We start from the raw sequence: 22073 nt of genomic DNA, 5'->3' as shown, positions 1-22073 counted from the left end.
TCCTCGTTTTATTGTTCAAGCGCCGCTGACAGCGTTGCAGGCTCATTAATGGCCGTTGCCGTCATGGTGTCAACAATACGTTTGGTCAGCCCGGTCAATACTTTACCCGGGCCCACTTCCAGCAGTTGGGAAACGCCCTGTGCCGCCATAAACTCTACGGATTTAGTCCACTGGACCGGGCTATAGAGCTGACGTACCAGCGCGCTACGGATAGCGTCTGCCGCGGTTTCACACTTCACGTCAACGTTGTTCACAACCGGAATTACCGGTGCGTTAAAGGTGATATTTTCCAGCGCTACCGCCAGCTTATCCGCCGCAGGTTTCATTAGTGCGCAGTGGGACGGCACGCTAACCGGCAATGGCAGAGCACGTTTTGCGCCCGCGGCTTTACACGCAGCGCCTGCACGCTCAACGGCTTCTTTGTTACCCGCGATCACAACCTGGCCCGGAGAGTTAAAGTTCACCGGAGAAACAACCTGCCCCTGCGCTGACTCTTCACAGGCTTTGGCAATAGAAGCATCGTCCAGACCGATAATGGCAGACATCGCGCCAGTCCCTTCCGGAACGGCGTCCTGCATCAGCTTGCCGCGCAGCTCAACCAGGCGAACAGCATCGGCGAAATCAATTACGCCAGCACACACCAGCGCGGAATACTCGCCCAGGCTGTGGCCTGCTAACAGCGCAGGTGCTTTTCCGCCCTGCTGCTGCCAAACGCGCCACAAAGCGACAGAAGCCGTCAACAGGGCCGGCTGAGTCTGCCAGGTTTTGTTCAGCTCTTCCGCTGGCCCCTGCTGGGTCAATGCCCACAGGTCATAGCCCAGCGCGTCAGAGGCTTCGCGGAACGTGGCTTCAATCACCGGATAACTTGCCGCGAGATCGGCCAGCATGCCAACGGACTGGGAACCCTGTCCCGGAAACACCATAGCAAATTGCGTCATGTCGAAAATTCCTTTAATCAAAAACGAACCAGTGCAGAGCCCCAGGTGAAACCGCCCCCGAACGCTTCCAGCAGCACCAACTGACCCCGTTTAATACGGCCATCGCGTACCGCTTCATCCAGCGCAGCCGGGACGGATGCAGCAGAGGTATTGCCATGGCGATCCAGGGTCACGACGACATTATCCATCGGCATACCGAGCTTCTTCGCGGTCGCGCTGATGATGCGCAGGTTAGCCTGATGCGGTACCAGCCAGTCGAGCGCGGTGCGATCGAGGTTATTCGCAGCCAGGGTTTCGTCGACGATATGAGCCAGTTCGGTCACCGCGACTTTAAACACTTCGTTCCCGGCCATCGTCAGGTGAACTGAATTCTCAGGATTCACGCGATCGACGTTCGGCAGCGTCAGCAGATCGCCATAGCTACCGTCTGCGTGCAGATGGGTAGAAATGATACCAGGCTCTTCAGACGCCCCTAACACAACGGCGCCCGCGCCATCGCCAAAAATAATAATGGTACTGCGATCTTCAGGATCGCAGGTACGTGCCAGAACATCGGCCCCGATAACCAGCGCATTCTTCACTGCGCCAGATTTCACGTACTGATCGGCAATGCTTAACGCGTAGGTAAAGCCTGCGCATGCCGCCGCCACATCAAACGCCGGACAGCCTTTAATTCCCAGCATCGCCTGAATCTGACAGGCGGCGCTTGGGAAAGCGTGCGTGGAAGAGGTTGTCGCTACCACAATCAGGCCGATGTCATTTTTATCAATGCCGGCCATGTCCAGTGCATGAAGCGCGGCTTCATAACCCATGGTTGAAACGGTTTCATTCGGGCCCGCAATACGACGCTCGCGAATACCAGTCCGGGTGACAATCCACTCGTCGGTCGTATCAACCATTTTTTCCAGGTCAGCGTTAGTACGCACTTGTTCAGGCAGGAAGCTGCCGGTACCAATAATCTTCGTATGCATTTACGCTCAGTCACTCTTGGGTAATACAGATTCCAGGCGGGCAGCAATTCTGGTGGGAACTTGCCGCCGCACCGCCTGCACTGCCTGTTCAATCGCGACAGCAAACGCTCGCTGATTGGCCGCACCGTGGCTCTTAATCACCGTGCCGCGCAATCCTAACAGACAGGCGCCATTATACTGGTCGGGGTTGAGGTGACCGAATCGCCTTATCAGACGTTTTTGTAGCCACTTCTTCAATATTATCAGCCACCACGACCTTTTTTTTCCTTCCCCCTGCGATTTGAGCAGTGAAAGGAACATCCTGACAACACCTTCCATCGTCTTGAGTGTGACGTTGCCGACAAAACCGTCACAGACCAGAACGTCCGTCTTGCCGGTGAGCAATTCGTTGGCCTCAAGGTATCCAATATAGTGCAATGAAGGCATTGTTTTTAATAATGCAGAGGCGTCGCGGATACTGTCCAGCCCCTTCGTCTCTTCTTCGCCAATATTCAGCAGCGCAACGCGCGGGCGAGAAATACCCAATACTTCTTCGGCCATCACGGAACCCATAATGGCAAACTGCACCAGCATCGTGCTGTCGCAGTCAACATTGGCGCCGAGATCAAGCACCACCGTTTTACCTTTTTGCTGATGAGGTAATACCGTCATCAGCGCCGGGCGCTCTATTCCGTCTATCGGCTTGAGCAGTAACTTCGCAAGCCCCATCAGCGCACCGGTATTCCCAGCACTGACGCAAGCCTCTGCCCGCCCTTCTTTAACTAACTCCAGCGCAACGCGCATTGACGATCCCCGGCTGGCACGGATCGCCTGAGAAGGTCTGGCATCACTGGCAATAACCGATTCCGCAGGAATAATCTGCAGACGTGAGCGTTGCTCGAAATCAGCTTTGGCAAGTAATGGCGTGATTGCGTCGGGATTGCCGACTAAAAGAAGATTAAGCGAAGAGTTAGAGTCCAGTGCCTGCAAAGCTGCAGGCACTGTCACGGAAGGACCGAAGTCCCCACCCATGGCATCTAACGCTAGGGTTAGACGTCTCAAGGTTGCGCCAGATTACTTAGCGATAACCTTGCGGCCGCGGTAGAAACCGTCGGCAGTGATGTGGTGACGCAGATGAGTTTCGCCAGAAACTTTGTCCACGGACAGGGTGGCGGTGGTCAGCGCGTCATGGGAACGACGCATGCCACGTTTGGAACGGGTTGGTTTATTCTGTTGTACGGCCATGGACCTTACTCCTCAATTACTTACGCTTTAAACTGGCTAATACGGCAAATGGGTTTGGTTTTTCCGCCTCTGGAGGCAGTTCGCCAAAGACCATGTCCGCCTCGGACACTTCACAGTGTTCAGAATCATGCACCGGAACTACAGGCAAGGAGAGGATAACTTCATCTTCCACCAGCGCCCGCAGATCGATTTCACCGAATTCGTTAACCTCAATCGGCTCATACGCTTCCGGGAGTGCTTCAGCCTGTTCGTCAGAGCGGACCGGACTGAAACAATACGTTGTGTGAACATGATGCACAAACGGTTTCCCGCAACGCTGGCATTCGAGCGTTACCGTCACCTTTGCATCGCCGGTCAAGACCGCGAGGCGCTGGTTATCGATAGCGAATCTCATGGAGCATTCTACATCAGTATCCACACTGACTACAGACTCGGCGATACGCTCAACCTGATCGGAAGCATACACTCCTTCGTAATCAAGGCGTTTTTGAGCCGTACGAACCGGATCAAGAGTCAGGGGTAATTTTACCTTTTGCATAGGGCGCGCATATTAACTTTGTAACGTCATAGAGTCAAAGAAAAAGGCCTGGAAACAGCGCCTTTTGCCATTTCTACCCTAAATAGTTTAAGTTGCAGGCAGACGCCCAGCTCAGCTAAGTGAGTACAGGTAACGCCCGTGCGGCTTAAAATATGACGGGTATATTCGCACACATTGCGGTGGCACAGTTTAAAATGCCTTCATCCAATTCGCTATCTTTAATGAAAAAAATATGAAACCGATTGTTCTGGCTTCCACCTCCCCGTTTCGCCGCAGCCTGCTTGAAAAGCTCGGCATGTCTTTCATCACTGCGTCACCAGAGGTCGATGAGACGCCATACCCGGGAGAAGATGCACGCCATTTAGTGACCCGTCTCGCCCAGGCCAAAGCGCAGGCATTAAAAGAACGCTTCCCGCACCACCTTATTATCGGTTCCGATCAGGTTTGTGTTCTGAATAACCACATCACGGGAAAACCACACACGGTAGAGAATGCCGTACAGCAGCTGATGCTGGCCCGGGGCACTATCGTGACCTTTTATACCGGGCTGGCTCTGTATAATTCTGCCAACGGGCAGCTACAAACGCTGTGCGAGCCTTTTGATGTTCATTTTCGTCATTTGACGGAGGATGAAATTCGCCGCTACGTGCAAAAAGAGCAGCCACTCAACTGTGCCGGGAGTTTTAAAAGCGAAGGATTGGGCATCACGCTGTTTGAAAGGCTTGAGGGGAAAGATCCCAATACGTTAATCGGGCTGCCGCTCATCAGCCTGTGCGAAATGCTGCGCAACGAAGACTGTAACCCGCTGCTGGCGTAATAAAAAATGCTCCGTCAAAGCGGAGCATTTTTCTTTATTTAGCGTTGCGTAAAACCTGCAGGCAGCGCTTTAACTGATTGTCCAGCGGCGCTTCAATGCGAATCACCTCCCCGGTATTCGGGTGGGTAAACTTGAGCGCGGCAGCGTGGAGGAACAGACGGTTGAGCCCGGTGCCCACAAGCTGCTTATCAAACTCGCGGTCACCGTAACGATCGTCAAAGGCGATCGGATGGCCCGCGTGGAGAGTATGCACACGAATTTGGTGCGTGCGCCCGGTAACCGGACTGCAGCGAACCAGCGTCGCGAACTCGTAGCGCTCTTCCACCTTGAAGCGAGTCTCAGAAGGCTTGCCTTCACTATTCACTCTCACGATGCGCTCCCCGCTTTGCAGGATATTTTTCAACAGCGGCGCCTGTACGACTTTTACGTGCGACTGCCATTGCCCGCGCACCAGCGCAAGGTAATCCTTCTGCATGCCTTTATCGCGCAGTTGTTCATGAAGCGAGCGCAGCGCAGAGCGTTTTTTAGCGACCAGCAGAACGCCGGACGTATCGCGGTCAAGGCGATGCACAAGCTCAAGGAAGCGCGCTTCCGGGCGCAGGGCGCGCAGCCCTTCAATCACTCCGAAGCTCAGGCCGCTACCACCGTGTACCGCAGTACCGGAAGGCTTGTTTAGCACCAGAATGTGGTCGTCTTCATAAAGAATGACATCGGTCAGCGCAGCGACTTTTTGCAAATGCGGAGAAACGGCTTCTTCCTCACGCTCGGCAACGCGCACCGGCGGAATGCGCACTTCATCGCCTGCTTCAAGTTTGTACTCTGGCTTGATGCGTTTTTTATTTACCCGCACTTCACCTTTGCGCACGATGCGATAAATCATGCTTTTTGGCACGCCTTTCAGGCGGGCGAGCAAAAAGTTGTCGATACGCTGCCCGGCCTCATCGGCGGAAATTGCAACGATTTTTACTGATGGAGTCTCTGTTTTCATGGTCGGCGATTCTAAATAGCCCTGGCGCATAGCGCCACTCATTTTTATGTGCTTAACTGACAATCTGTTCTGTTTTAAACCGTCCAGACCGCCTTTTTTCATCCCCTTTGTGGCGAGGTTAAAATAGCGGTTAAAAAACTGTGAGAAACAGGACGCTAATAGCAAAAGTCATCTTGCTATAACAAGGTTAGCAGTGGAATAATGTTGCGGTTTTCCGTGTTGAATCTTGTTAGAACAAGAAAGTTTGCGGAATACCCATTTTGCCTGAACGTCCATCCACGCAGCAATGGCGTAAGACGTATTGTACTTTCAGGCAGTTAGCGGGCTGCGGGTTGCAGCCTGACCGGTAATATGGAATCAACTCTTAAGAAATATTCTAAGGTTATTCCCACGATAATTGCGCTGTATTTCCGTATGAAATACAGGCAACCGACACTTTGCGCCTCTCAGCAAACGACAACCGTGAGGTTGGCGACACGCGTTTAGTCACGAGGCCATCGGTTCACTCCCGGTTAGCGTCACCATGCCCGCAGCTCTGTCGCCAATGTAAGAATAATGAGTAAGTTACGATGAAAAGAATGTTAATTAACGCAACTCAGCAAGAAGAGTTGCGTGTCGCCCTTGTAGATGGGCAACGTCTGTACGATCTGGATATTGAAAGCCCAGGGCACGAACAGAAAAAAGCAAACATCTATAAAGGCAAAATCACCCGTATTGAACCAAGTCTGGAAGCGGCGTTTGTTGATTATGGCGCAGAAAGACACGGTTTCCTCCCTCTGAAAGAGATCGCTCGCGAATACTTCCCTTCGAACTACGCTTCCCACGGTCGCCCAAACATTAAAGATGTTCTGCGCGAAGGCCAGGAAGTGATCGTCCAGATTGATAAAGAAGAACGCGGTAACAAAGGCGCAGCCTTAACCACCTTTATCAGCCTTGCAGGCAGCTATCTGGTTCTGATGCCAAACAACCCTCGCGCCGGCGGCATTTCTCGTCGTATCGAAGGTGATGATCGTACCGAATTAAAAGAAGCGCTCTCTTCCCTTGAACTGCCGGACGGTATGGGTCTTATCGTACGTACCGCGGGTGTGGGCAAATCTGCAGAAGCGCTGCAGTGGGATCTGAGCTTCCGCCTGAAGCACTGGGAAGCCATTCAGAAAGCCGCTGAAAACCGCCCTGCTCCTTTCCTGATTCACCAGGAGAGCAACGTTATTGTTCGCGCCTTCCGCGACTACCTGCGCCAGGACATCGGTGAAATCCTGATCGACAACCCGAAAGTGCTTGAGCTGGCTCGCCAGCACATCGCTGCTCTGGGTCGCCCGGATTTCAGCAGCAAAATTAAGCTCTACACCGGTGAAATTCCGCTGTTCAGCCACTACCAGATTGAGTCGCAGATTGAGTCCGCCTTCCAGCGCGAAGTCCGTCTGCCGTCCGGCGGTTCTATCGTTATTGATACTACCGAGGCCTTGACCGCCATCGACATCAACTCCGCGCGTGCAACCCGCGGCGGCGATATCGAAGAAACCGCTTTCAACACTAACCTTGAAGCTGCCGATGAAATTGCCCGTCAGCTGCGCCTGCGTGATCTCGGCGGCCTGATCGTTATCGACTTCATCGATATGACGCCGGTTCGCCACCAGCGCGCGGTTGAAAACCGCCTGCGTGAAGCCGTGCGTCAAGACAGAGCCCGCATCCAGATCAGCCATATCTCACGTTTCGGCCTGCTGGAAATGTCGCGTCAGCGTCTGAGCCCTTCTCTTGGCGAGTCCAGCCACCACGTCTGCCCTCGCTGTAGCGGTACCGGCACCATTCGCGATAACGAATCCCTGTCGCTCTCCATTCTGCGTCTGATTGAAGAAGAAGCGCTGAAGGAGAACACCAAAGAAGTTCACGCCATTGTTCCTGTGCCAATCGCCTCTTACCTGCTGAACGAAAAACGTGATGCAGTAAGCGCCATTGAGAAACGCCAGGGCGGCGTGCGCGCGATTATCGTGCCAAACGATCAGATGGAAACCCCGCACTACTCCGTACTGCGCGTGCGTAAAGGCGAAGAAACCCAGACGCTGAGCTACATGCTGCCTAAGCTGCATGAAGAAGAGATGGCGGTGCCGTCTGACGAAGAGTACACCGAGCGTAAGCGCCCTGAGCAGCCTGCACTGGCCACCTTTGTCATGCCAGAGGTGCCACCTGCGCCACAGGAAACCACGGCGGAGAAACCTGCTGTTGTCGCCGCAAAACCAGCCGCTCAGCCAAAAGCTGATGCCGCTGCACAGCCGGGCCTGGTTAGCCGCTTCTTCTCTGCACTGAAAAAACTCTTCGCCGGCGACACCTCTGCCGCTGAAGTGAAAGAAGTGAAGGAAGAGAAAGCGACCGACGCTGAAAATAAGCGTCAGGATCGTCGTAACAATAACCGCCGTCAGAACAACCGCCGCGATCGTGGCGATCGCAATGACCGTGGGGACCGTAACAACCGCGATCGCGACAACCGTGACAATCGCAACAGCCGCGATGACCGCAACAATGAAGCCCGTGAAGCTCGCGAACCGCGTGAAGGTCGTGACGACAATCGTCGCAACCGTCGTAACGGTCAACAGCAAAATGCGGAAGTTCGTGAATCACGCCAGAACGTTGTTGCTGCCGTTGACGATGCTGAAAAACAGCAGAAGTCCCGTGACGAGCAACAGCCACGTCGCGAGCGTAACCGCCGTCGCTCTGATGAAAAACGTCAGGCACAGCAGGAAGTCAAAGCACTGCAGCAGGACAATGTTGTCGAGCAGGATGCCGAGCAGGAAGAACGCACTCAGGTTATGCAGCGCCGTAAACCGCGCCAGCTGAACCAGAAAGTTCGCTTTGAATCTGCCGATGTTCCTGCAGTAGAAGAAACTCAGGTTGTACAGGCCAGCACCGAGCAGGCACCGATTGCACTGCCTGCGGTTGTAGAAGCGCCGGTAAATGCAGAACAGCAGGATGATAACGGTGAAAACCGCGATACTGCCGGTATGCCGCGTCGTTCACGTCGCTCTCCTCGTCACCTGCGTGTCAGCGGCCAGCGCCGTCGTCGCTATCGTGATGAGCGTTACCCGGCGGTATCCCCGATGCCACTGGCAGCAGCATGCGCCTCTCCAGAGCTGGCATCCGGGAAAGTGTTCATCACCTACCCTGTTGCCCGTCCACACGATCAGCTTGCTCAGGAAGAGGCGTTCCAGGCTCACGAAGACGTTCAGCACGTTAACGTCGCTGAGGCTGCAGCAGTAGAAGCCCCTGTTGAAGACGGCCTGGTCATCGAGCCGGTGAAAGCGGTGGAAACCGTTATTGAACCTGCCGTGGTGGAAACAGCTCATCCAGAAGTGATTGAAGCACCGGTGGCTGAACAGTCGGAGCCGGTTGCCGAAGTGGATGAAGCGCCTGTCGCAGAGATCGTGGCACAGGTTTCGCCTGCAGAGGAAGAAACTGCTCAGGCGATCGCAGAAGTCAGCGAACCAGCGCCGGTAGCGGCAGAAGCTCCAGCGATTGAAGAAGCTCCAGCGGTTGAAGAGGCTCCAGCGATTGAAGAGGCTCCAGCGGTTGAAGAAGCGCCGGTTGCAGTAGTTGAAGAGGTAAAACCTGTTGTGGAAGCAGCGCCTGTGGTTGAAGCAACGCCTGTGACGCCGGAGGTTAACACCGAATCTTCTGTTGCCGCTAAGCACGCCACGGCGCCAATGACCCGCGCTCCGGCTCCGGAATACACGCCTGAAGCGCCTCGCCAAAGCGACTGGGTTCGCCCGGACTTCGGCTTCAACGGGAAAGGCTCTGCCGGCGGGCACAGCGCCAGCCACCAGGCTACAGCGCCAGCCACTCGCCCACAAAGCGTGGAGTAATCTTCAGCGCTAAGTCAAAAGCCGGTCACCTGACCGGCTTTTTTATTTCCCCAGTCTGATCGATAAGCGAAACAATCGCCAACCAATAAGATGCATTTAAAATGCACTTTATGATAAACGCTGTGGCTAATTGTATGATGTAATGCTTGCAGAACTTATTGAGGAGAAACGCACTATGCTCCCTGTACCGCAGAACTGCATTCACACCCGCTCTTCTCCCTTCTGGGATAAAAACTCCGCCCCCGCGGGCCTGTTTCAGCGACATCTCGATAAAGGTACGCGCCCCGGCGTGTACCCTCGCCTGAGCGTCATGCAAGGGAAGGTTCGCTACCTGGGCTATGCCGATGCCACCTCGCCAGAGCCAGAAACAGAACTGCTTGTTGAAGCAGGTCACTTCGGCGTATTCCCGCCAGAGAAATGGCATCACCTCGAGCTGCTCACCGACGACGCCGTCTTTAACATCGACTTTTTTGTCGCCCCGGAAGTGCTCCGCTCCATGTCATGACAGAAGGAATCTAATTATGCTGACTATTCCCAAAAACTATCTACATACCCGCGCCACGCCGTTCTGGACTAAAGAGACCGCCCCTGCCGCTTTATTTACCCACCACAACACCAAAGCGGGCGTCTTTGGCCGCCTCTCGGTGATGCAGGGCGCAGTGAAATATTTTGGTTTTCCCGACGCCGATTCAGCAACACCTGACGTGGAAATCGTTATTGAGGCAGGCGCCTTTGCCATTTCTCCGCCGCAGAAGTGGCACCGCATTGAGTTGCTGACCGACGACACTTATTTCAATATCGACTTCTTCGCCTCTCCTGAAGCAAAACTGGAAGGCAACGGCCTGGGTAAAGTGGTCAACAGCCAGAGGTAATCATGATGGGCAAAGCAACTTATACCGTCAGCGTCACCAACAACAGTAACGGCGTCTCGGTCGATTATGAGACCGAAACGCCAATGACGCTGCTGATCCCGGACATCGCTGCCGAAGTGGTCAAAGAGCTGGTCAACACCGTCCGCGCTTATGACACGGAAGATGAACACGAAGTTTGCGGCTGGTGAAATGCACAAAAAAAAGCCCGCTCCGGGGTGCGGAAGCGGGCATATAAAGCGCGTTCAGTTTCATCACGCGCCCAAAACGTTGAAGGCTATCGGCTGTTAAGCTGGAACAGTGACATGCCTTGCAAATCGGTGAAGACTTTATAAGAAGCCTGTAGCGCAGCCTGCTGCTGAACATAGTTAGAGACAGTTGCCGTCCAGTCGGCGCCGACCAGCTGACTCATCTGGTCAGTTTGCGCCAGCGCTCTTTCATTACCGAGGTCATCCAGCTTGCTCAGCTCATTAAGCTGGGTACCTAACTCAGCGCGCACGGTTGACACATTGCTCAGGGCATTGCTCAGCCCACGGTTTGTTTTCGCGACGGCCGCATCAAGGGCTTTCTTACCTGCGTCGTCCAACCCGGCCGTTGGCGTTTTCAAGGCCGCGATAGCAGAGTCCAGCATATTAAAGATGTTGGTCTCGCTCGGCGAGCCATCGGGTTCCGGCGTGGCGTTACTGGAGATGCGATTGAAAACATCATTGCCGGTATGCCCAATTGTCATGGTTCGGGAGGTATCAACCTGTTGGGTAATTGGAAGCGTTCCGCCCTGATAGGTAATGCTACCTGCCCCACCGGTAAACGGTGCTGCTTCAGTTTTATAACCAGCAAAAATAAAACGACCGTTCCCGTCGGTACTGTTCGCCAGGTTCAGTATTTGGTTGCGAATACCTTCGAGATCGGTTGCCAGCGAGGCACGGTCGTCATCACTCAACGTTCCGCTGCTGGCAGCATAAACAACTTTCTCCTGAGCACTTTGAATTGAAGAGACCGTTTGCTGCAAAACGCTCTCTTCCAGCGAAACCTTCTGCGTCGCAAAGGTACGCGCCAGTTTGTACTGGTCGTTCATCGACTGAGCCTGGGAAAGCACCACCGCCTGAGACGCTGCAACAGGATCGTCTGATGGCCGGTTAACGCGGTTACCGGTGCTCATCTGCTCGCCATAACTCAGCCATAAACTCTGCGCGTCGCTAATGCCGCGCATGTTCTGGTCATATAACATTTGGGTACTGATACGCATGACGCTGGCTCCCGTTAGCGAATGTTCAGCAACGCATCAAACAGCGTTGATGCAGTCTGAAGGACCTGGGCGTTAGCCATATAGTACTGCTGGTAACGCTGCAGGTTGCCATACTCTTCATCGAGGCTAACGCCTGAGATAGATTGCTGCTGCTTGGTGAGCTGCGTCACCACATTCCCCTGAGTCGTACTAGTCACTTTCAGGCTTGCCGTTTTGTTACCCACGTCGCTGACCAGAGTGGCATACGCATCGTTGAACGACTTGTTGCCTTCGACCTGCTTAGAGTTCTGCAGATCCAACATGGCCTGAGCGTTACGGTTATCGCTCTTGCCGGCGGTAGGATCGCTTGCCAGCGCCAGTTTCGACTCATCTTTCACGGCCAGGCTCATGTTCACTACCGCGTCGGATACCGGTTTAACGGTGAAGCTCTCGTTGTTGGCAGGCGTGCCGCTCACGCCAACTTTCAGCCCGTCAAAGTTAAGGCTGACGTTGCCGCTTGCGTCCGTTGTCGCGCCGGGGTTAATGTTGGCGTTGTCCGACAGACGGGTCACTTTCCAGTTTCCGCCCACAAACTCAACCTTATAATCACTGGCCTGAATCTGCTTGCTGTCGGTGGTGGTCGCGGTGAGCTGCGTGCCGCTGGTATTGCGGCTGTTGCTCAGGACTGTTGGGCCACCGACGGTAAACAGGTTGGTGCCTTTGTCGCCGTTGGCATCATAGCCCTGGGTGTGCTGGCTGTTCATGGCCGTCGCAAAGGCCTGAGCCATCTGGCCCAGACGGTTACGGGCGCTGTCCAAATCCTGAGTACGGAAGGTAAACAGCCCACCCAAAGAACCTGTATTCAGCTGGCTTTCTGGAATTTCCACTTTACCGGCAATCGGATCGACAAAAGCGACTGTCGTACGGGAAGGATCGGCGCTGGAGTTAACCGCTGCCAGTTGGTTAGCCGTGTCGCCCTGCACCAGGCTAATACCATTGCCGATTGATACGTTGTACGTACCACCATCCTGCACGCTGACGTCTACGCCAACAATTTGGTTTAGCTGGCTAACCAGCTGATCGCGCTGATCCAGCAGGTCATTTGGCGCTGAACCCGCGCCCACACCTTTCAGGCGTGAGATCTGGTCGTTCAGATTCGCAATTTGCTTAGCGTAGGTGTTGATTTGGTCCACGCTGCTGCTGATCGACAGGTTAACCTGCTTGTCCTGATCGCGCAGGTACTGGTCGGTGACCTTAAACTGGTTTACCAGACCATCCGCTTTGCCCAGCAGCGCCTGACGAGCCGCAGGATCCTGAGCATTACTGGTCAGCGTCTGCAGGCCGGAGAAGAAATCCTGCATGGTTTTTGACAGCGAGTTGGTCGTCCCGGACAGAATGTTGTCGATTTTTGACATCTGCTGATACTGGGTTGTCAGCCCGCTGCTTTGCGTCTGGGCCGCACGCAGCTGGTTAGTGATAAAGGAGTCGTACTCACGCTGCACGCCGTTGACATACACGCCATTGCCAATATAGCCGCCGCCGGTCAGGGTGCTTTTTGACTGGGACAGAATCGTCGTCTGGCGGGTATAACCGCTTACGTTATAGTTCGAAATGTTATTGCCGACGGTGCTTAATGCCGCCTGGGCAGCACTCAGGCCACTCATGGCGCTGTTAATCAGGCTATTGGACATGAAGGTTCCTTGATAGCGTGTGGTCAAAGGTTCTGCTACCTATTATCGGCAGCAGGCCACGGGACTTGAGTCTCTTCAGAACAAATTCGACAAATCAGTGCTGTAGGCTTTGGAAACCTTGTCGCTCATGGCTTTCAGCTGCTGGATCATGCCGGTCAACTTACGTGCGTAGTTTGGATCCGTGGCATAACCGGCGTTTTGCAGCGCCTGAGCACCCTGCTCTGCTGAAGACGCATTCGTCACGGCAGCATAGCGCGGGTTTTTCGTCAGCAAGCCAACGTAGTCAGAAAGCGCTTCCAGGTAAGAGCTGTAAACGCGGAACTTCGCTTTCACCTTCTTCGCCTCACCGTTTTCAAATTCGGTGGTGGTGATTTCCGTCGTCGCTCCTTTCCAGCCCGGCGTTGCCTTAACGCCGAACAGGTTGAAGCTCGGTTCCCCTTTTTCGGTGCGAATCTGACGCTGGCCCCAGCCGGACTCGAGCGCGGCCTGCGCCAGAATCAGGTGGTGCGGAATGCCGCTGGCCTCACTGGCCAGACGCGCCGGCAGCGAGAGCTGCGCCAGGAAGTCTTTGCTGTCTCCGCTCATCGGCTCTTCGTTAGAAGGCGCGCGAGGCACGGCCTGACGCACCATTTGCGTTAGCGTCTGGTTCTGGTAGCTGGTGACCGTTTGCGGGTCGAGTTTCATCGGTACCTGACCTGCCGTTTCCGATGGCTCGACCTGCTCGTTACTCATTTGCTTAACCATCGCATCCGCCAGCCCCAGCCCTTTCGCACTCAGCTGTTGGGCTATCTGCTGGTCATACATGCTGGTGTACATCCGCGTGGACTCGCTGCTGAACAGACCGTCTTTCGGCAGCGCCTCACGCATGCTTTTCAGCATCATCTGCACGAACATCCCTTCCACCTGATGAGCCACCTCTTTCAGGTTGCCCTTAGGATCTTGTCCGGCCTTCGCCTTTAAATCATTGAGCGAGTTGGCGTCAAACGCGGCATTGGCAAGTGAACGGGCGTCAGTCAGCATTAGATGATTTCCAGTTTTGCACGCAGGCAGCCTGCGCTTTGCATGGATTGCAGGATAGACATCAGATCGATAGGCGTGGCCCCCAGCGCATTTAACGCACGGACGACATTATTCAGGTTGGCGCTGGAATTAACGCGCTGTACCGAGCCACCGCTCTGACGTAGGTCGATCTGCGTTTGCGGCGTCACCACGGTCTGGCCGCCGCCAAATGGCGTATTCGGCTGGCTGACCTGATTCTGACGATTTACGGTCACCGACAGGTTCCCCTGCGCAACGGCGCAGTTATCCAGCGTCACTTCGCGGTTCATCACCACGGAACCCGTGCGAGAGTTGATCACCACGCGCGCATCCTGCACCGGCATACTCACTTCAAGGTTTTGGATATCCGCCAGCAGACGAACCTGAGAGCTACCGCCGCTTGGCACGCGGATCTGGATCGTACGGCCATCCAGCGCTGTTGCGCTGCCGAAGCCACGGGAGCGGTTAATGGTGTCGGTGATCCGCTGGGCCAGGCTGAAGTCATCATCGTTAAGCTGCAGGTTGAGGGTGTTGCCGTTGCCGAAAGTCCCGGCCAGCTCACGCTCTACGACCGCGCCGCCGGTGATACGCCCGCCGTTAAGCTGGTTCACCTGCACGCTGCTGCCACCGGCAGCAGCGCCCGCACCGCCCACCAGCACGTTACCCTGCGCCAGGGCATAAACCTGATTATCCACGCCTTTGAGCGGCGTCATTAAGAGAGTCCCGCCGCGTAGGCTCTTCGCATTACCCATGGACGAAACAACAACATCAATGTTTTGCCCTGCTCGCGCGAACGCCGGGTATTTTGCCGTCACCATCACCGCTGCCACGTTTTTCAGCTGCATATTGGTGCCGGTCGGTACGGTAATACCCAGTTGGGAAAGCATGTTGTTCAGGCTTTGGGTGGTAAACGGCGTTTGCGTCGTCTGGTCACCGGTGCCGTCCAGCCCAACCACCAGGCCATAGCCAATCAGGGAGTTTTCACGCACGCCCTGCACGGTGGTCAGATCGCGAATGCGGTCAGCTGATGCATAAGCCGCTGTCAGCAGCACAACCAACCCGAATAAATATTTCACCATGGTACCCTCGCTTACATCGGCGATACGTTAAGGAAGAAGCGCTGCAGCCAGCCCATATTCTGCGCTTCATTAATGTAGCCGTTACCGACATACTCAATTCGGGCATCCGCCACCTGGGTCGACGCAACGGTGTTGCTGCCGCTGATGGTGCGCGGGTTCACTACGCCAGAGAAGCGGATAAACTCCGTCCCCTGGTTGATGGCAATCTGTTTCTCACCTACGACGTGCAGGTTTCCGTTGGCCAGCACCTGATCGACCGTCACCGTCAGCGTGCCGCTGAAGGTGTTGCTGGCGTTGGCGCCGCCTTTACCGTTAAAGCCATTGCTGCCGGAAGCGCTCAGGTCAGCTTTCCCTCCTCCCAATAGCCCCGAAGCAAAAGTCGGGACCGTGTCGAAGCCGAGGGCCGATTTTCCATCGCGGCTGGCGTTCGCCGAGGAGCTCTTACTGGCGCTGACGTTTTCCTGAAGCTGGATGGTCAGAGTATCGCCGATATTACGTGGACGACGGTCTTCAAACAGCGGCTGATAGCCGTAGTTCATCGGCTGTGCAGTCTGGAATATTGATCCGTTAATCGTTGGCGAAGGACCAGGCACCGGCTGCGCGGTCGTGGCCCCTTCAACCAGCGGTTTACTAGGCACTAAGGCGCAGCCGCTTACGGCAAACACCAGACTCAGGAGAACAGGACGGAGCACCATTGGGTTTTGCATTGCTTTCATCTTCAGGTCACGGCAGCCGACGCGCTTTCACGCGTCGGCAAACGCCTTACATTTGCGTCAGTTTTTGCAGCATCTGGTCGGTGGTGCTGACCGCTTTGCTGTTGATTTCGTAAGCGCGCTGAACCTGGATCATGTTTACCAGCTCTTCAGCAACGTTTACGTTTGAGGTCTCAACATAGCCCTGATAGAGCAGGCCTGCGCCGTTCAATCCCGGCGTGGAATCGTTTGGCGCACCGGATGCCTGCGTTTCGGTGTAAAGGTTTTCACCAATACTTTCCAGGCCGGTATCGTTCATAAAGGTCGTCAGGTTCAGTTGCCCTACCTGCACCGGCGCGGTCTGCCCTTGCAGAGTTGCGCTCACCACGCCGTCACGGCCGATAGTCAGGCTCAGCGCGTTTGCCGGCACGGTAATCGCAGGCTGCACCTGGAAACCGCCCGCCGTCACCAGCTGTCCATTTTGGTCAACCTGGAAAGAACCGTCGCGCGTATAGGCGGCGGTACCGTCCGGCAGCAGAACCTGGAAGAAACCTTCGCCTTTGATGGCCACATCTTTGCTGTTGTCCGTTTTAGACAGGTTGCCCTGGCTGTGCAGACGCTCGGTGGCCACCGGACGAACGCCGGTCCCGATCTGTAAACCGGACGGCAGCGTCGTCTGCTCAGAAGACTGAGCCCCCGGCTGGCGAATGGTTTGATAAAGCAAATCTTCAAACACGGCGCGTTGACGCTTGAAACCATTGGTGGAGACGTTTGCCAGGTTGTTGGCAATCACATCCATATTGGTTTGCTGTGCATCAAGGCCCGTTTTGGCGATCCATAAAGAATTGATCATGTTTGAATCCTGTAATAAGTAAGCCGGGCGTTAGGTCATTTGCAGCAGCGTGTTAGCGCGCTGTTCGTTTTCATCAACGTTGGCGATAACTTTCATCTGCATCTCAAAACGACGGGCGTTGGCGATCATATCCGCCATCGCCTCTGCCGGTTTGACGTTGCTGCCTTCCAGTACGCCGGACATCACCTTAATCGTTGGGTCGGCCTGCGCGATGGCACCGCGTGTCGCCTGGGCGGCGGGGTTCAAACGAAACAGCCCGTCATCCCCGCGCACCACCTCCTGCTGCGTGGCTTTCACCAGCTTCAGTCGGCCAATCGGCGCCACGGTATTTGGCGGGTCGCCCGGGTTCAGCGCGGAGATAGTTCCGTCCGCGGCGATGGTAAGCTGCGAACCTTCCGGCACCGCAATCGGGCCACCTTCACCGATAACGGGCCGGCCACCAATGGTCAACTGACCGGCAGGGCTGACCTGAATGTTACCGTTGCGGGTATAGCCTTCTCCGCCGTCCTGCGTCTGCACCGCCAGCCAGCCATCCTGCTGCAAAGCAACGTCCATCGGGCGCGAGGTGTAGTCCAGTTGACCAGGCGTCATATCAGCCCCTGGCGTTGAGGCAATCACCAGGGTACGAGTTGGCAGAGAAAGCCCTTCCACCGGGACAGCACGCAAAGCATTAAGCTGCGCGCGGAAGCCCGGTGTGGAAGCGTTCGCCATGTTGCTCGCCGTGACTGACTGTTGATTCAGCGTCTGGCTGGCAGCGCCCATGGCGGTGTAGATTGCATGATCCATTAAGCCGTCCCTTCAGGCGCTTAGCGCAGGTTAACCAGGGTGTTGAGGATCTGGTCCTGGGTTTTGATGGTCTGCGCGTTTGACTGATAGTTACGCTGCGCGACGATCATGTTGACCAGTTCTTTACTCAGATCCACGTTCGAAGACTCCAGCGCGCCGCTGGTCAGGGTTCCGAAGTTACCTGTGCCCGCCAGGCCCAGCAACGCAACACCGGAAGAGTTGCTTGCGGTCCAGACGTTATCGCCCTGGGACTGCAAACCTTCAGGGTTCGCAAAGTTGGACAGCACGATTTGCCCCAGAAGCTGGGTCTGCTCGTTGGAGTAGTTCCCGACCACGGTGCCATCGTCGTTAATCTGATAAGACGTCAGGTCACCCGGCTTGTAGCCGTTCTGGTTGGTCGCCACGATGTTGTTAGACCCGGTGTTCTGCTGCATGGAGTTCTGGAAGCTCAGCGCGAAGGTCGCAGGTGTCGCGCCGTTGGTGACGCCGGTGGTCACGTTGATGCTGGTTGGCAGCGTGTTCGGGTTTGGAATCGGATCGGCGGCATTGGCAGTAATCCCCTGCAGGTTGCCGTTGTTGTCGAAACGCATAAACCCGGCGGACGTTGCCGTAGAACCCGCTACGGAAGAGTCTTTGGTGTAAACCTGCCAGGCGTTATCCGCGCTCTTAACGTAGTAAACATCCATACCATGGGCGTTACCCTGGCTGTCATAAACGGTGACCGTGCCCTTCTTGTTGTAGCTGTTCGCATTGGTAGGATCGAACGGCGTTACGGTCGGGATCTTATCGGTAGAGTTCAGGTTGATCTGCTGGGACGCAGTGGTGGTGGTCTTCGCCGGCATCAGCGTGTTCGGGATCGACAAGCCTACCGGGTTGGCGCCCTGTTGAATGGTTGGCGGCGTGCCGGTTGCCGGGTAACCGGTCAGCTGCAGGCCCTGCATGTTCACCAGGTTACGGTTTTCATCCAGCTTGAACTGGCCGTTACGGCTATAAAATACCGAGCCGGAGCTGTCTACCAGGCGGAAGAAGCCGTTCTGGCTGATAGCGACGTCCAGGCCACGACCGGTCCCGGTGGTAGTCCCGTCGCCAAAGTTCTGGGTCACGCCCGCGACTTTAACGCCCAGACCCACTTTAGAGCCTGCGAACATATCGGCAAAAGAGACCGAACCGGATTTAAAACCGTAGGTGGCGGAGTTGGCAATGTTGTTACCAATCACGTCCAGGTTGGTGGCCGCAGCATTTAAGCCGCTGACCGCTTGAGAAAACGCCATGTCTTACTCCTGCTTAGGTTATAGGCTTAAATAATTTGCCTGATTGCATCGAGGGTCGTAGAACCGTAGGTCCCGAGATCCAGTTTGAGGCCATCTTTGCCGTTGATAACACCGCTCACCATAGCGAAGCCCAGCGGCTGAGCCACCAGCTGTGTCCCGCCATTCGTGGCGTTGATCGCCACGGTATAAGAGCCGTCCGGCACGTTGGTGCCGTCGTTGGCGCTGCCGTCCCAGGTAAAGGTATGCACCCCGGCACTCAGTCCACCAATCTCGATAGTACGCACCACTTTGCCGTCTTTATCGGAGATGGTGGCCGTGACTTTGTCCGCCGCCTGCTGCAGCTCGACGCCAAACGGCGTGGTGCTGATGGTGTTGGTTTTTGAATCGGTCCCCGCAAGGATTTTGTTGCCCGGGATCATGACGCCATGGCCAATCAGGGCGCTGGCCTGCAGAGACTGGTTCTGGTTGATCTGGCCGGAAACGGAACCCAGCGTGGTGTTAAGTTTTTCGATGCCGCTAACGGTACTGATCTGCGCCAGCTGCGTGGTCAGTTCGTTGTTCTGCATCGGGTTGGTCGGATCCTGGTTTTTTAACTGCGCCACCAGCAGGGTCAGAAAACTCCCCTGCAGGTCTGCGGCGCTGTTGCCGGTCAGGCTGTTTTTCGATGCACCAGCCGTAGGATCAACATTGTTAGTCGGATCGTTCACTTTGACTGCAATGGACATATAGGCTCCTGTTACTGACCGAGAGTGAGCGTTTTCATCATCATGCCCTTCACGGTGTTGAGCACTTCGACGTTGGCCTGATAGCTACGGGAGGCGGACATGCTGTTGACCATCTCCCCGACCACATCAACGTTTGGCATACGCACGTAGCCGCGCGCGTCCGCAAGCGGGTTACCCGGCTGGAAAACCAGCTTGTCCGGCGCATCGCTCTCAATCACTTTGGTCACTTTAACGCCACCGGTCGCCGCGCCAGGGGCTGCATCCACCTGGAAAACGACCTGTTTTGCGCGGTAAGGCTGACCGTCTGGTCCGGTGACGCTGTCGGCGTTGGCGAGGTTACTTGCCGCCACGTTCATGCGTTTGGACTGGGCCGTCATAGCCGAACCGGCGATGTCGAAAATATTGAGTAAGGCCATCGATTATCCCTGTAGCACCGACATCATGCTTTTGATTTGCCCGCCAAGCACCGTGAGGTTTGTTTGGTAATTCAGGCTGTTATCGGCAAACTGCGTACGTTCACGGTCCATATCGACGGTGTTACCGTCCATGGCGGGCTGGTCAGGTACGCGGTAAAGGAGATCGAGCGACGGAGTGGAGTGGGTTTCTGCCGGGATATGGCGTGCCGAAGTGAGCGCCAGAGACATGCCGCCTCCTTCAACGCGTCCGCGCTCCATCACTTTTTTCATTTCACTGGCAAAGTCGATATCGCGCGCCTGAAAGCCCGGCGTGTCGGCATTGGCGATATTCGCGGCCAGAATCTCTTGGCGCTGAGCACGCAAATTAAGCGCTTCTTGCTGAAATCGCAGTGCGGCGTCCAGTTTATCGAGCATGCTTCCTCCATGGTCCATAGAATTAGGAATCGTCCGAAAGCTTAAATCCCCTTACGCGTACGCGATGGGTGGAATAAACGCAAAATACGTCGCTATTTATCGCCTTGATCAAAACGACTCGCGGTTAAAATCACCGCAATCTGAATACGGAGAAGCGCGATGAGAAGTCTGAAAATCTTGAGCGGTATAGCCAGTTTGCTGTTCGGTCAGTTGGCTATGGCGAGCGCACTCGATCAGCCGCTGACTGAGTATTTTCAACAGCGACTGGCGGGGATCAGCGATGACGTCAGCGTCAAGGTGAAAACGCCAGAGGCTCAGCTTCCAGCCTGCCCTCAGCCAGAATTCTCAACGCCCGGCAATGCCAAACTGTGGGGCAACGTTAGCGTCATGGCCCGCTGCGGCAGCGACAAACGGTTTATCCAGGTTCAGGTGATTGCCACGGGCCAGTATGTGGTTGCCAGCCGCCCTATCTCCCGTGGTGCAAGGATCGATGCCAGTAGCGTGCAGTTAACCCAGGGGCGCCTTGACCAACTGCCGCCACGGACTATGCTGGATCTCGGCCAGGCGACGGACGCCGTTTCACTTCGGGATATTGCCCCCGGGCAGCCGGTGATTCAGACGATGGTACGCCAGGCCTGGCGAGTAAAAGCCGGTCAGCAGGTTCAGGTGATTGCCTCCGGCGAAGGCTTTAGCGTCAACGGAGAAGGCAAAGCGTTGAATAACGCCGCCGTCGCGCAAAATGCCCGCGTTCGCATGTCCTCAGGGCAGGTGGTGAGCGGGACGGTGGATGCTGATGGGAATATTCTGATTAATCTATAATCTTTTTAAAGATTCCGCGGCGACTGCCGATAGTACTATCAACAAATGATACTGACTGGCTCTTACGCCGCGAGCCCCTCGATGAGGAGAGAACAATGAGCATTGATCGCACGTCGCCACTGAAACCGGTAAGCACTGTTCAACCACGTGAAACCAGCGATCCACAGACGCTGAAAAGCCGTCTTGAAAAATCCACTACCGCCAACAGCACCAGCGTAAAGCTGAGTGATGCGCAGGCCAAACTGATGCAGCCCGGCACCGGCGATATCAACATGGAACGCGTTGAAGCGCTGAAGACGGCCATTCGTAACGGCGACCTGAAGATGGATACCGGCAAGATCGCCGACGCGCTGATCCAGGAAGCCCAAAGCTATTTGTCGAGTAAATAACGGTGAGTCGTCTGTTAGAAGTGCTGGACCAAATGACCGCAGTGCTGAATTCACTGAAAGAGGTGATGGACGCTGAACAGCTGCAGCTTTCCGCAGGCCAGATAAACAGCAATGCGCTGCAACGTATAACTGAAGATAAAAGCTCGCTGCTGGCTACGCTGGATTACCTGGAGCAACAGCGTCGCGCGGAACAAAACGCCGGGGCGGTCACCAGCCTGGACGTTAGCCAGCGCTGGCAGACGATCACGCAAAAAACCCTGCACCTGCGGGACATTAATCAGCATAACGGTTGGTTGCTGGAAGACCAGATGGCCCGCAATGAGCAGGCTATTGCCGTGTTAAAACCGCATCAGGCACCGGACTTCTATGGCGCCGATGGGCAGGCAACGGCGCAGGGCAGCCGCGGCGGCAAAAAAATCACGATCTGATTCTCCTCGCCAATGAAAACAGCTGGTCAACGCTCTCCTTGACCAGCT

25 protein-coding genes are annotated in these 22073 nt (G+C 55.4%); 8 read left to right on the top strand and 17 right to left on the bottom strand.

Features of this window, described 5'->3' with window-relative positions; translation table 11 throughout:
• Positions 1–8: 8 nt before the first annotated feature.
• Genes fabD through yceD form a run of 5 tightly spaced genes read right to left on the bottom strand, consistent with a single transcriptional unit; the run spans position 9 to position 3671 of the window.
• On the bottom strand, positions 9–938 hold the full coding sequence (gene fabD / locus AAIE02_RS04315) for an ACP S-malonyltransferase (protein ID WP_498532041.1): 930 nt from the start codon (positions 936–938) through the stop codon (positions 9–11).
• 17 nt (positions 939–955) lie between these two features.
• On the bottom strand, positions 956–1909 hold the full coding sequence (locus AAIE02_RS04310; RefSeq protein WP_039291889.1) for a beta-ketoacyl-ACP synthase III: 954 nt from the start codon (positions 1907–1909) through the stop codon (positions 956–958).
• 6 nt (positions 1910–1915) lie between these two features.
• Positions 1916–2950 carry a phosphate acyltransferase PlsX gene (plsX, locus tag AAIE02_RS04305; RefSeq protein WP_166875161.1) on the bottom strand — a complete coding sequence of 345 codons (1035 nt, stop codon included), beginning with the start codon at positions 2948–2950 and terminating at the stop codon, positions 1916–1918.
• Between the two features lie 12 nt (positions 2951–2962).
• Positions 2963–3133: a 50S ribosomal protein L32 gene (gene rpmF, locus AAIE02_RS04300; RefSeq protein WP_008453470.1), complete on the bottom strand. Its 171-nt coding sequence runs from the start codon at positions 3131–3133 to the stop codon at positions 2963–2965.
• 16 nt (positions 3134–3149) lie between these two features.
• On the bottom strand, positions 3150–3671 hold the full coding sequence (gene yceD / locus AAIE02_RS04295) for a 23S rRNA accumulation protein YceD (protein WP_008453471.1): 522 nt from the start codon (positions 3669–3671) through the stop codon (positions 3150–3152).
• Between the two features lie 232 nt (positions 3672–3903).
• Between yceD and AAIE02_RS04290 the strand changes: the two genes are divergently transcribed.
• Positions 3904–4488, top strand: coding sequence for a Maf family protein (locus tag AAIE02_RS04290; protein ID WP_008453472.1), 585 nt, complete (start codon positions 3904–3906; stop codon positions 4486–4488).
• A 34-nt stretch (positions 4489–4522) separates the two neighbouring features.
• Here the strand turns inward: AAIE02_RS04290 and rluC are convergent, their stop codons facing one another.
• Entirely contained in the window at positions 4523–5476 is a 954-nt protein-coding gene (gene rluC / locus AAIE02_RS04285; RefSeq protein WP_498532659.1) for a 23S rRNA pseudouridine(955/2504/2580) synthase RluC, read from the bottom strand.
• A gap of 569 nt (positions 5477–6045) precedes the next feature.
• On the opposite strand from rluC, the gene rne reads away from it, so the two are divergent.
• The 4 genes from rne (at position 6046) to AAIE02_RS04265 (ending at position 10390) form a co-directional block, all read left to right on the top strand.
• Entirely contained in the window at positions 6046–9330 is a 3285-nt protein-coding gene (gene rne, locus AAIE02_RS04280) for a ribonuclease E (protein ID WP_498532040.1), read from the top strand.
• A 175-nt stretch (positions 9331–9505) separates the two neighbouring features.
• Entirely contained in the window at positions 9506–9835 is a 330-nt protein-coding gene (locus AAIE02_RS04275; RefSeq protein WP_498532039.1) for a TehB family protein, read from the top strand.
• 16 nt (positions 9836–9851) lie between these two features.
• Entirely contained in the window at positions 9852–10202 is a 351-nt protein-coding gene (locus AAIE02_RS04270; RefSeq protein WP_336707900.1) for a TehB family protein, read from the top strand.
• 5 nt (positions 10203–10207) lie between these two features.
• Positions 10208–10390 (top strand): DUF1869 domain-containing protein, encoded by a 183-nt coding sequence (locus AAIE02_RS04265; protein WP_498532658.1) that lies wholly within the window; start codon positions 10208–10210, stop codon positions 10388–10390.
• An 86-nt stretch (positions 10391–10476) separates the two neighbouring features.
• Here AAIE02_RS04265 and flgL read toward each other — a convergent pair whose 3' ends face one another.
• The 11 genes from flgL to flgB all read right to left on the bottom strand — a co-directional run bounded on the left by flgL (position 10477) and on the right by flgB (position 20389).
• Positions 10477–11445: a flagellar hook-associated protein FlgL gene (flgL, locus tag AAIE02_RS04260; protein ID WP_008453482.1), complete on the bottom strand. Its 969-nt coding sequence runs from the start codon at positions 11443–11445 to the stop codon at positions 10477–10479.
• 14 nt (positions 11446–11459) lie between these two features.
• Positions 11460–13115, bottom strand: a complete 1656-nt coding sequence (gene flgK, locus AAIE02_RS04255; RefSeq protein ID WP_498532038.1) for a flagellar hook-associated protein FlgK — start codon at positions 13113–13115, stop codon at positions 11460–11462.
• A 75-nt stretch (positions 13116–13190) separates the two neighbouring features.
• Positions 13191–14135, bottom strand: coding sequence for a flagellar assembly peptidoglycan hydrolase FlgJ (flgJ, locus tag AAIE02_RS04250; RefSeq protein WP_008453487.1), 945 nt, complete (start codon positions 14133–14135; stop codon positions 13191–13193).
• On the bottom strand, positions 14135–15232 hold the full coding sequence (locus AAIE02_RS04245; protein WP_008453489.1) for a flagellar basal body P-ring protein FlgI: 1098 nt from the start codon (positions 15230–15232) through the stop codon (positions 14135–14137). The genes flgJ and AAIE02_RS04245 overlap by 1 nt, the downstream gene beginning before the upstream one ends.
• Positions 15233–15243: 11 nt before the next feature.
• Positions 15244–15939, bottom strand: a complete 696-nt coding sequence (locus AAIE02_RS04240) for a flagellar basal body L-ring protein FlgH (RefSeq protein ID WP_085938871.1) — start codon at positions 15937–15939, stop codon at positions 15244–15246.
• 55 nt (positions 15940–15994) lie between these two features.
• Complete coding sequence (flgG, locus tag AAIE02_RS04235) at positions 15995–16777, bottom strand: flagellar basal-body rod protein FlgG (protein WP_039291854.1); 783 nt, start codon at positions 16775–16777, stop codon at positions 15995–15997.
• A 30-nt stretch (positions 16778–16807) separates the two neighbouring features.
• Positions 16808–17563 carry a flagellar basal body rod protein FlgF gene (locus tag AAIE02_RS04230; RefSeq protein WP_008453495.1) on the bottom strand — a complete coding sequence of 252 codons (756 nt, stop codon included), beginning with the start codon at positions 17561–17563 and terminating at the stop codon, positions 16808–16810.
• Positions 17564–17583: 20 nt separating this feature from the next.
• Positions 17584–18834 (bottom strand): flagellar hook protein FlgE, encoded by a 1251-nt coding sequence (flgE, locus tag AAIE02_RS04225; RefSeq protein ID WP_008453497.1) that lies wholly within the window; start codon positions 18832–18834, stop codon positions 17584–17586.
• 26 nt (positions 18835–18860) lie between these two features.
• The gene (flgD, locus tag AAIE02_RS04220; protein WP_008453498.1) at positions 18861–19559 is read right to left on the bottom strand and encodes a flagellar hook assembly protein FlgD; all 699 of its coding nucleotides are present in this window, start codon (positions 19557–19559) and stop codon (positions 18861–18863) included.
• 11 nt (positions 19560–19570) lie between these two features.
• Positions 19571–19975 (bottom strand): flagellar basal body rod protein FlgC, encoded by a 405-nt coding sequence (gene flgC, locus AAIE02_RS04215; protein ID WP_008453499.1) that lies wholly within the window; start codon positions 19973–19975, stop codon positions 19571–19573.
• Between the two features lie 3 nt (positions 19976–19978).
• Entirely contained in the window at positions 19979–20389 is a 411-nt protein-coding gene (gene flgB, locus AAIE02_RS04210) for a flagellar basal body rod protein FlgB (RefSeq protein ID WP_008453500.1), read from the bottom strand.
• Between the two features lie 159 nt (positions 20390–20548).
• Here flgB and flgA point away from each other — a divergent pair, with 159 nt between their 5' ends.
• From flgA to flgN, 3 genes are all read left to right on the top strand, one after another.
• The gene (gene flgA / locus AAIE02_RS04205; protein WP_008453501.1) at positions 20549–21208 is read left to right on the top strand and encodes a flagellar basal body P-ring formation chaperone FlgA; all 660 of its coding nucleotides are present in this window, start codon (positions 20549–20551) and stop codon (positions 21206–21208) included.
• A gap of 95 nt (positions 21209–21303) precedes the next feature.
• The gene (gene flgM / locus AAIE02_RS04200) at positions 21304–21597 is read left to right on the top strand and encodes a flagellar biosynthesis anti-sigma factor FlgM (protein WP_039291844.1); all 294 of its coding nucleotides are present in this window, start codon (positions 21304–21306) and stop codon (positions 21595–21597) included.
• Between the two features lie 2 nt (positions 21598–21599).
• Positions 21600–22025: a flagella biosynthesis chaperone FlgN gene (gene flgN / locus AAIE02_RS04195; protein ID WP_008453503.1), complete on the top strand. Its 426-nt coding sequence runs from the start codon at positions 21600–21602 to the stop codon at positions 22023–22025.
• Positions 22026–22073: the final 48 nt, after the last annotated feature.

The sequence above is a fragment of the Cedecea sp. Ae19-4 genome, assembly GCF_059801165.1.
The sequence above is the reverse complement of the archived record's forward strand: the minus strand, read 5'-3'. Positions and strand labels throughout refer to the sequence as shown.

Bases quoted from the DNA above. Each gene is read 5' to 3' on its own strand.
- fabD (WP_498532041.1), bottom strand. From the start codon at position 938: ATGACGCAATTTGCTATGGTGTTTCCGGGACAGGGTTCCCAGTCCGTT.
- AAIE02_RS04310 (WP_039291889.1), bottom strand. From the start codon at position 1,909: ATGCATACGAAGATTATTGGTACCGGCAGCTTCCTGCCTGAACAAGTG.
- rpmF (WP_008453470.1), bottom strand. From the start codon at position 3,133: ATGGCCGTACAACAGAATAAACCAACCCGTTCCAAACGTGGCATGCGT.
- yceD (WP_008453471.1), bottom strand. From the start codon at position 3,671: ATGCAAAAGGTAAAATTACCCCTGACTCTTGATCCGGTTCGTACGGCT.
- AAIE02_RS04290 (WP_008453472.1), top strand. From the start codon at position 3,904: ATGAAACCGATTGTTCTGGCTTCCACCTCCCCGTTTCGCCGCAGCCTG.
- rluC (WP_498532659.1), bottom strand. From the start codon at position 5,476: ATGAAAACAGAGACTCCATCAGTAAAAATCGTTGCAATTTCCGCCGAT.
- rne (WP_498532040.1), top strand. From the start codon at position 6,046: ATGAAAAGAATGTTAATTAACGCAACTCAGCAAGAAGAGTTGCGTGTC.
- AAIE02_RS04275 (WP_498532039.1), top strand. From the start codon at position 9,506: ATGCTCCCTGTACCGCAGAACTGCATTCACACCCGCTCTTCTCCCTTC.
- AAIE02_RS04270 (WP_336707900.1), top strand. From the start codon at position 9,852: ATGCTGACTATTCCCAAAAACTATCTACATACCCGCGCCACGCCGTTC.
- AAIE02_RS04265 (WP_498532658.1), top strand. From the start codon at position 10,208: ATGGGCAAAGCAACTTATACCGTCAGCGTCACCAACAACAGTAACGGC.
- flgL (WP_008453482.1), bottom strand. From the start codon at position 11,445: ATGCGTATCAGTACCCAAATGTTATATGACCAGAACATGCGCGGCATT.
- flgK (WP_498532038.1), bottom strand. From the start codon at position 13,115: ATGTCCAATAGCCTGATTAACAGCGCCATGAGTGGCCTGAGTGCTGCC.
- flgJ (WP_008453487.1), bottom strand. From the start codon at position 14,135: ATGCTGACTGACGCCCGTTCACTTGCCAATGCCGCGTTTGACGCCAAC.
- AAIE02_RS04245 (WP_008453489.1), bottom strand. From the start codon at position 15,232: ATGGTGAAATATTTATTCGGGTTGGTTGTGCTGCTGACAGCGGCTTAT.
- AAIE02_RS04240 (WP_085938871.1), bottom strand. From the start codon at position 15,939: ATGCAAAACCCAATGGTGCTCCGTCCTGTTCTCCTGAGTCTGGTGTTT.
- flgG (WP_039291854.1), bottom strand. From the start codon at position 16,777: ATGATCAATTCTTTATGGATCGCCAAAACGGGCCTTGATGCACAGCAA.
- AAIE02_RS04230 (WP_008453495.1), bottom strand. From the start codon at position 17,563: ATGGATCATGCAATCTACACCGCCATGGGCGCTGCCAGCCAGACGCTG.
- flgE (WP_008453497.1), bottom strand. From the start codon at position 18,834: ATGGCGTTTTCTCAAGCGGTCAGCGGCTTAAATGCTGCGGCCACCAAC.
- flgD (WP_008453498.1), bottom strand. From the start codon at position 19,559: ATGTCCATTGCAGTCAAAGTGAACGATCCGACTAACAATGTTGATCCT.
- flgC (WP_008453499.1), bottom strand. From the start codon at position 19,975: ATGGCCTTACTCAATATTTTCGACATCGCCGGTTCGGCTATGACGGCC.
- flgB (WP_008453500.1), bottom strand. From the start codon at position 20,389: ATGCTCGATAAACTGGACGCCGCACTGCGATTTCAGCAAGAAGCGCTT.
- flgA (WP_008453501.1), top strand. From the start codon at position 20,549: ATGAGAAGTCTGAAAATCTTGAGCGGTATAGCCAGTTTGCTGTTCGGT.
- flgM (WP_039291844.1), top strand. From the start codon at position 21,304: ATGAGCATTGATCGCACGTCGCCACTGAAACCGGTAAGCACTGTTCAA.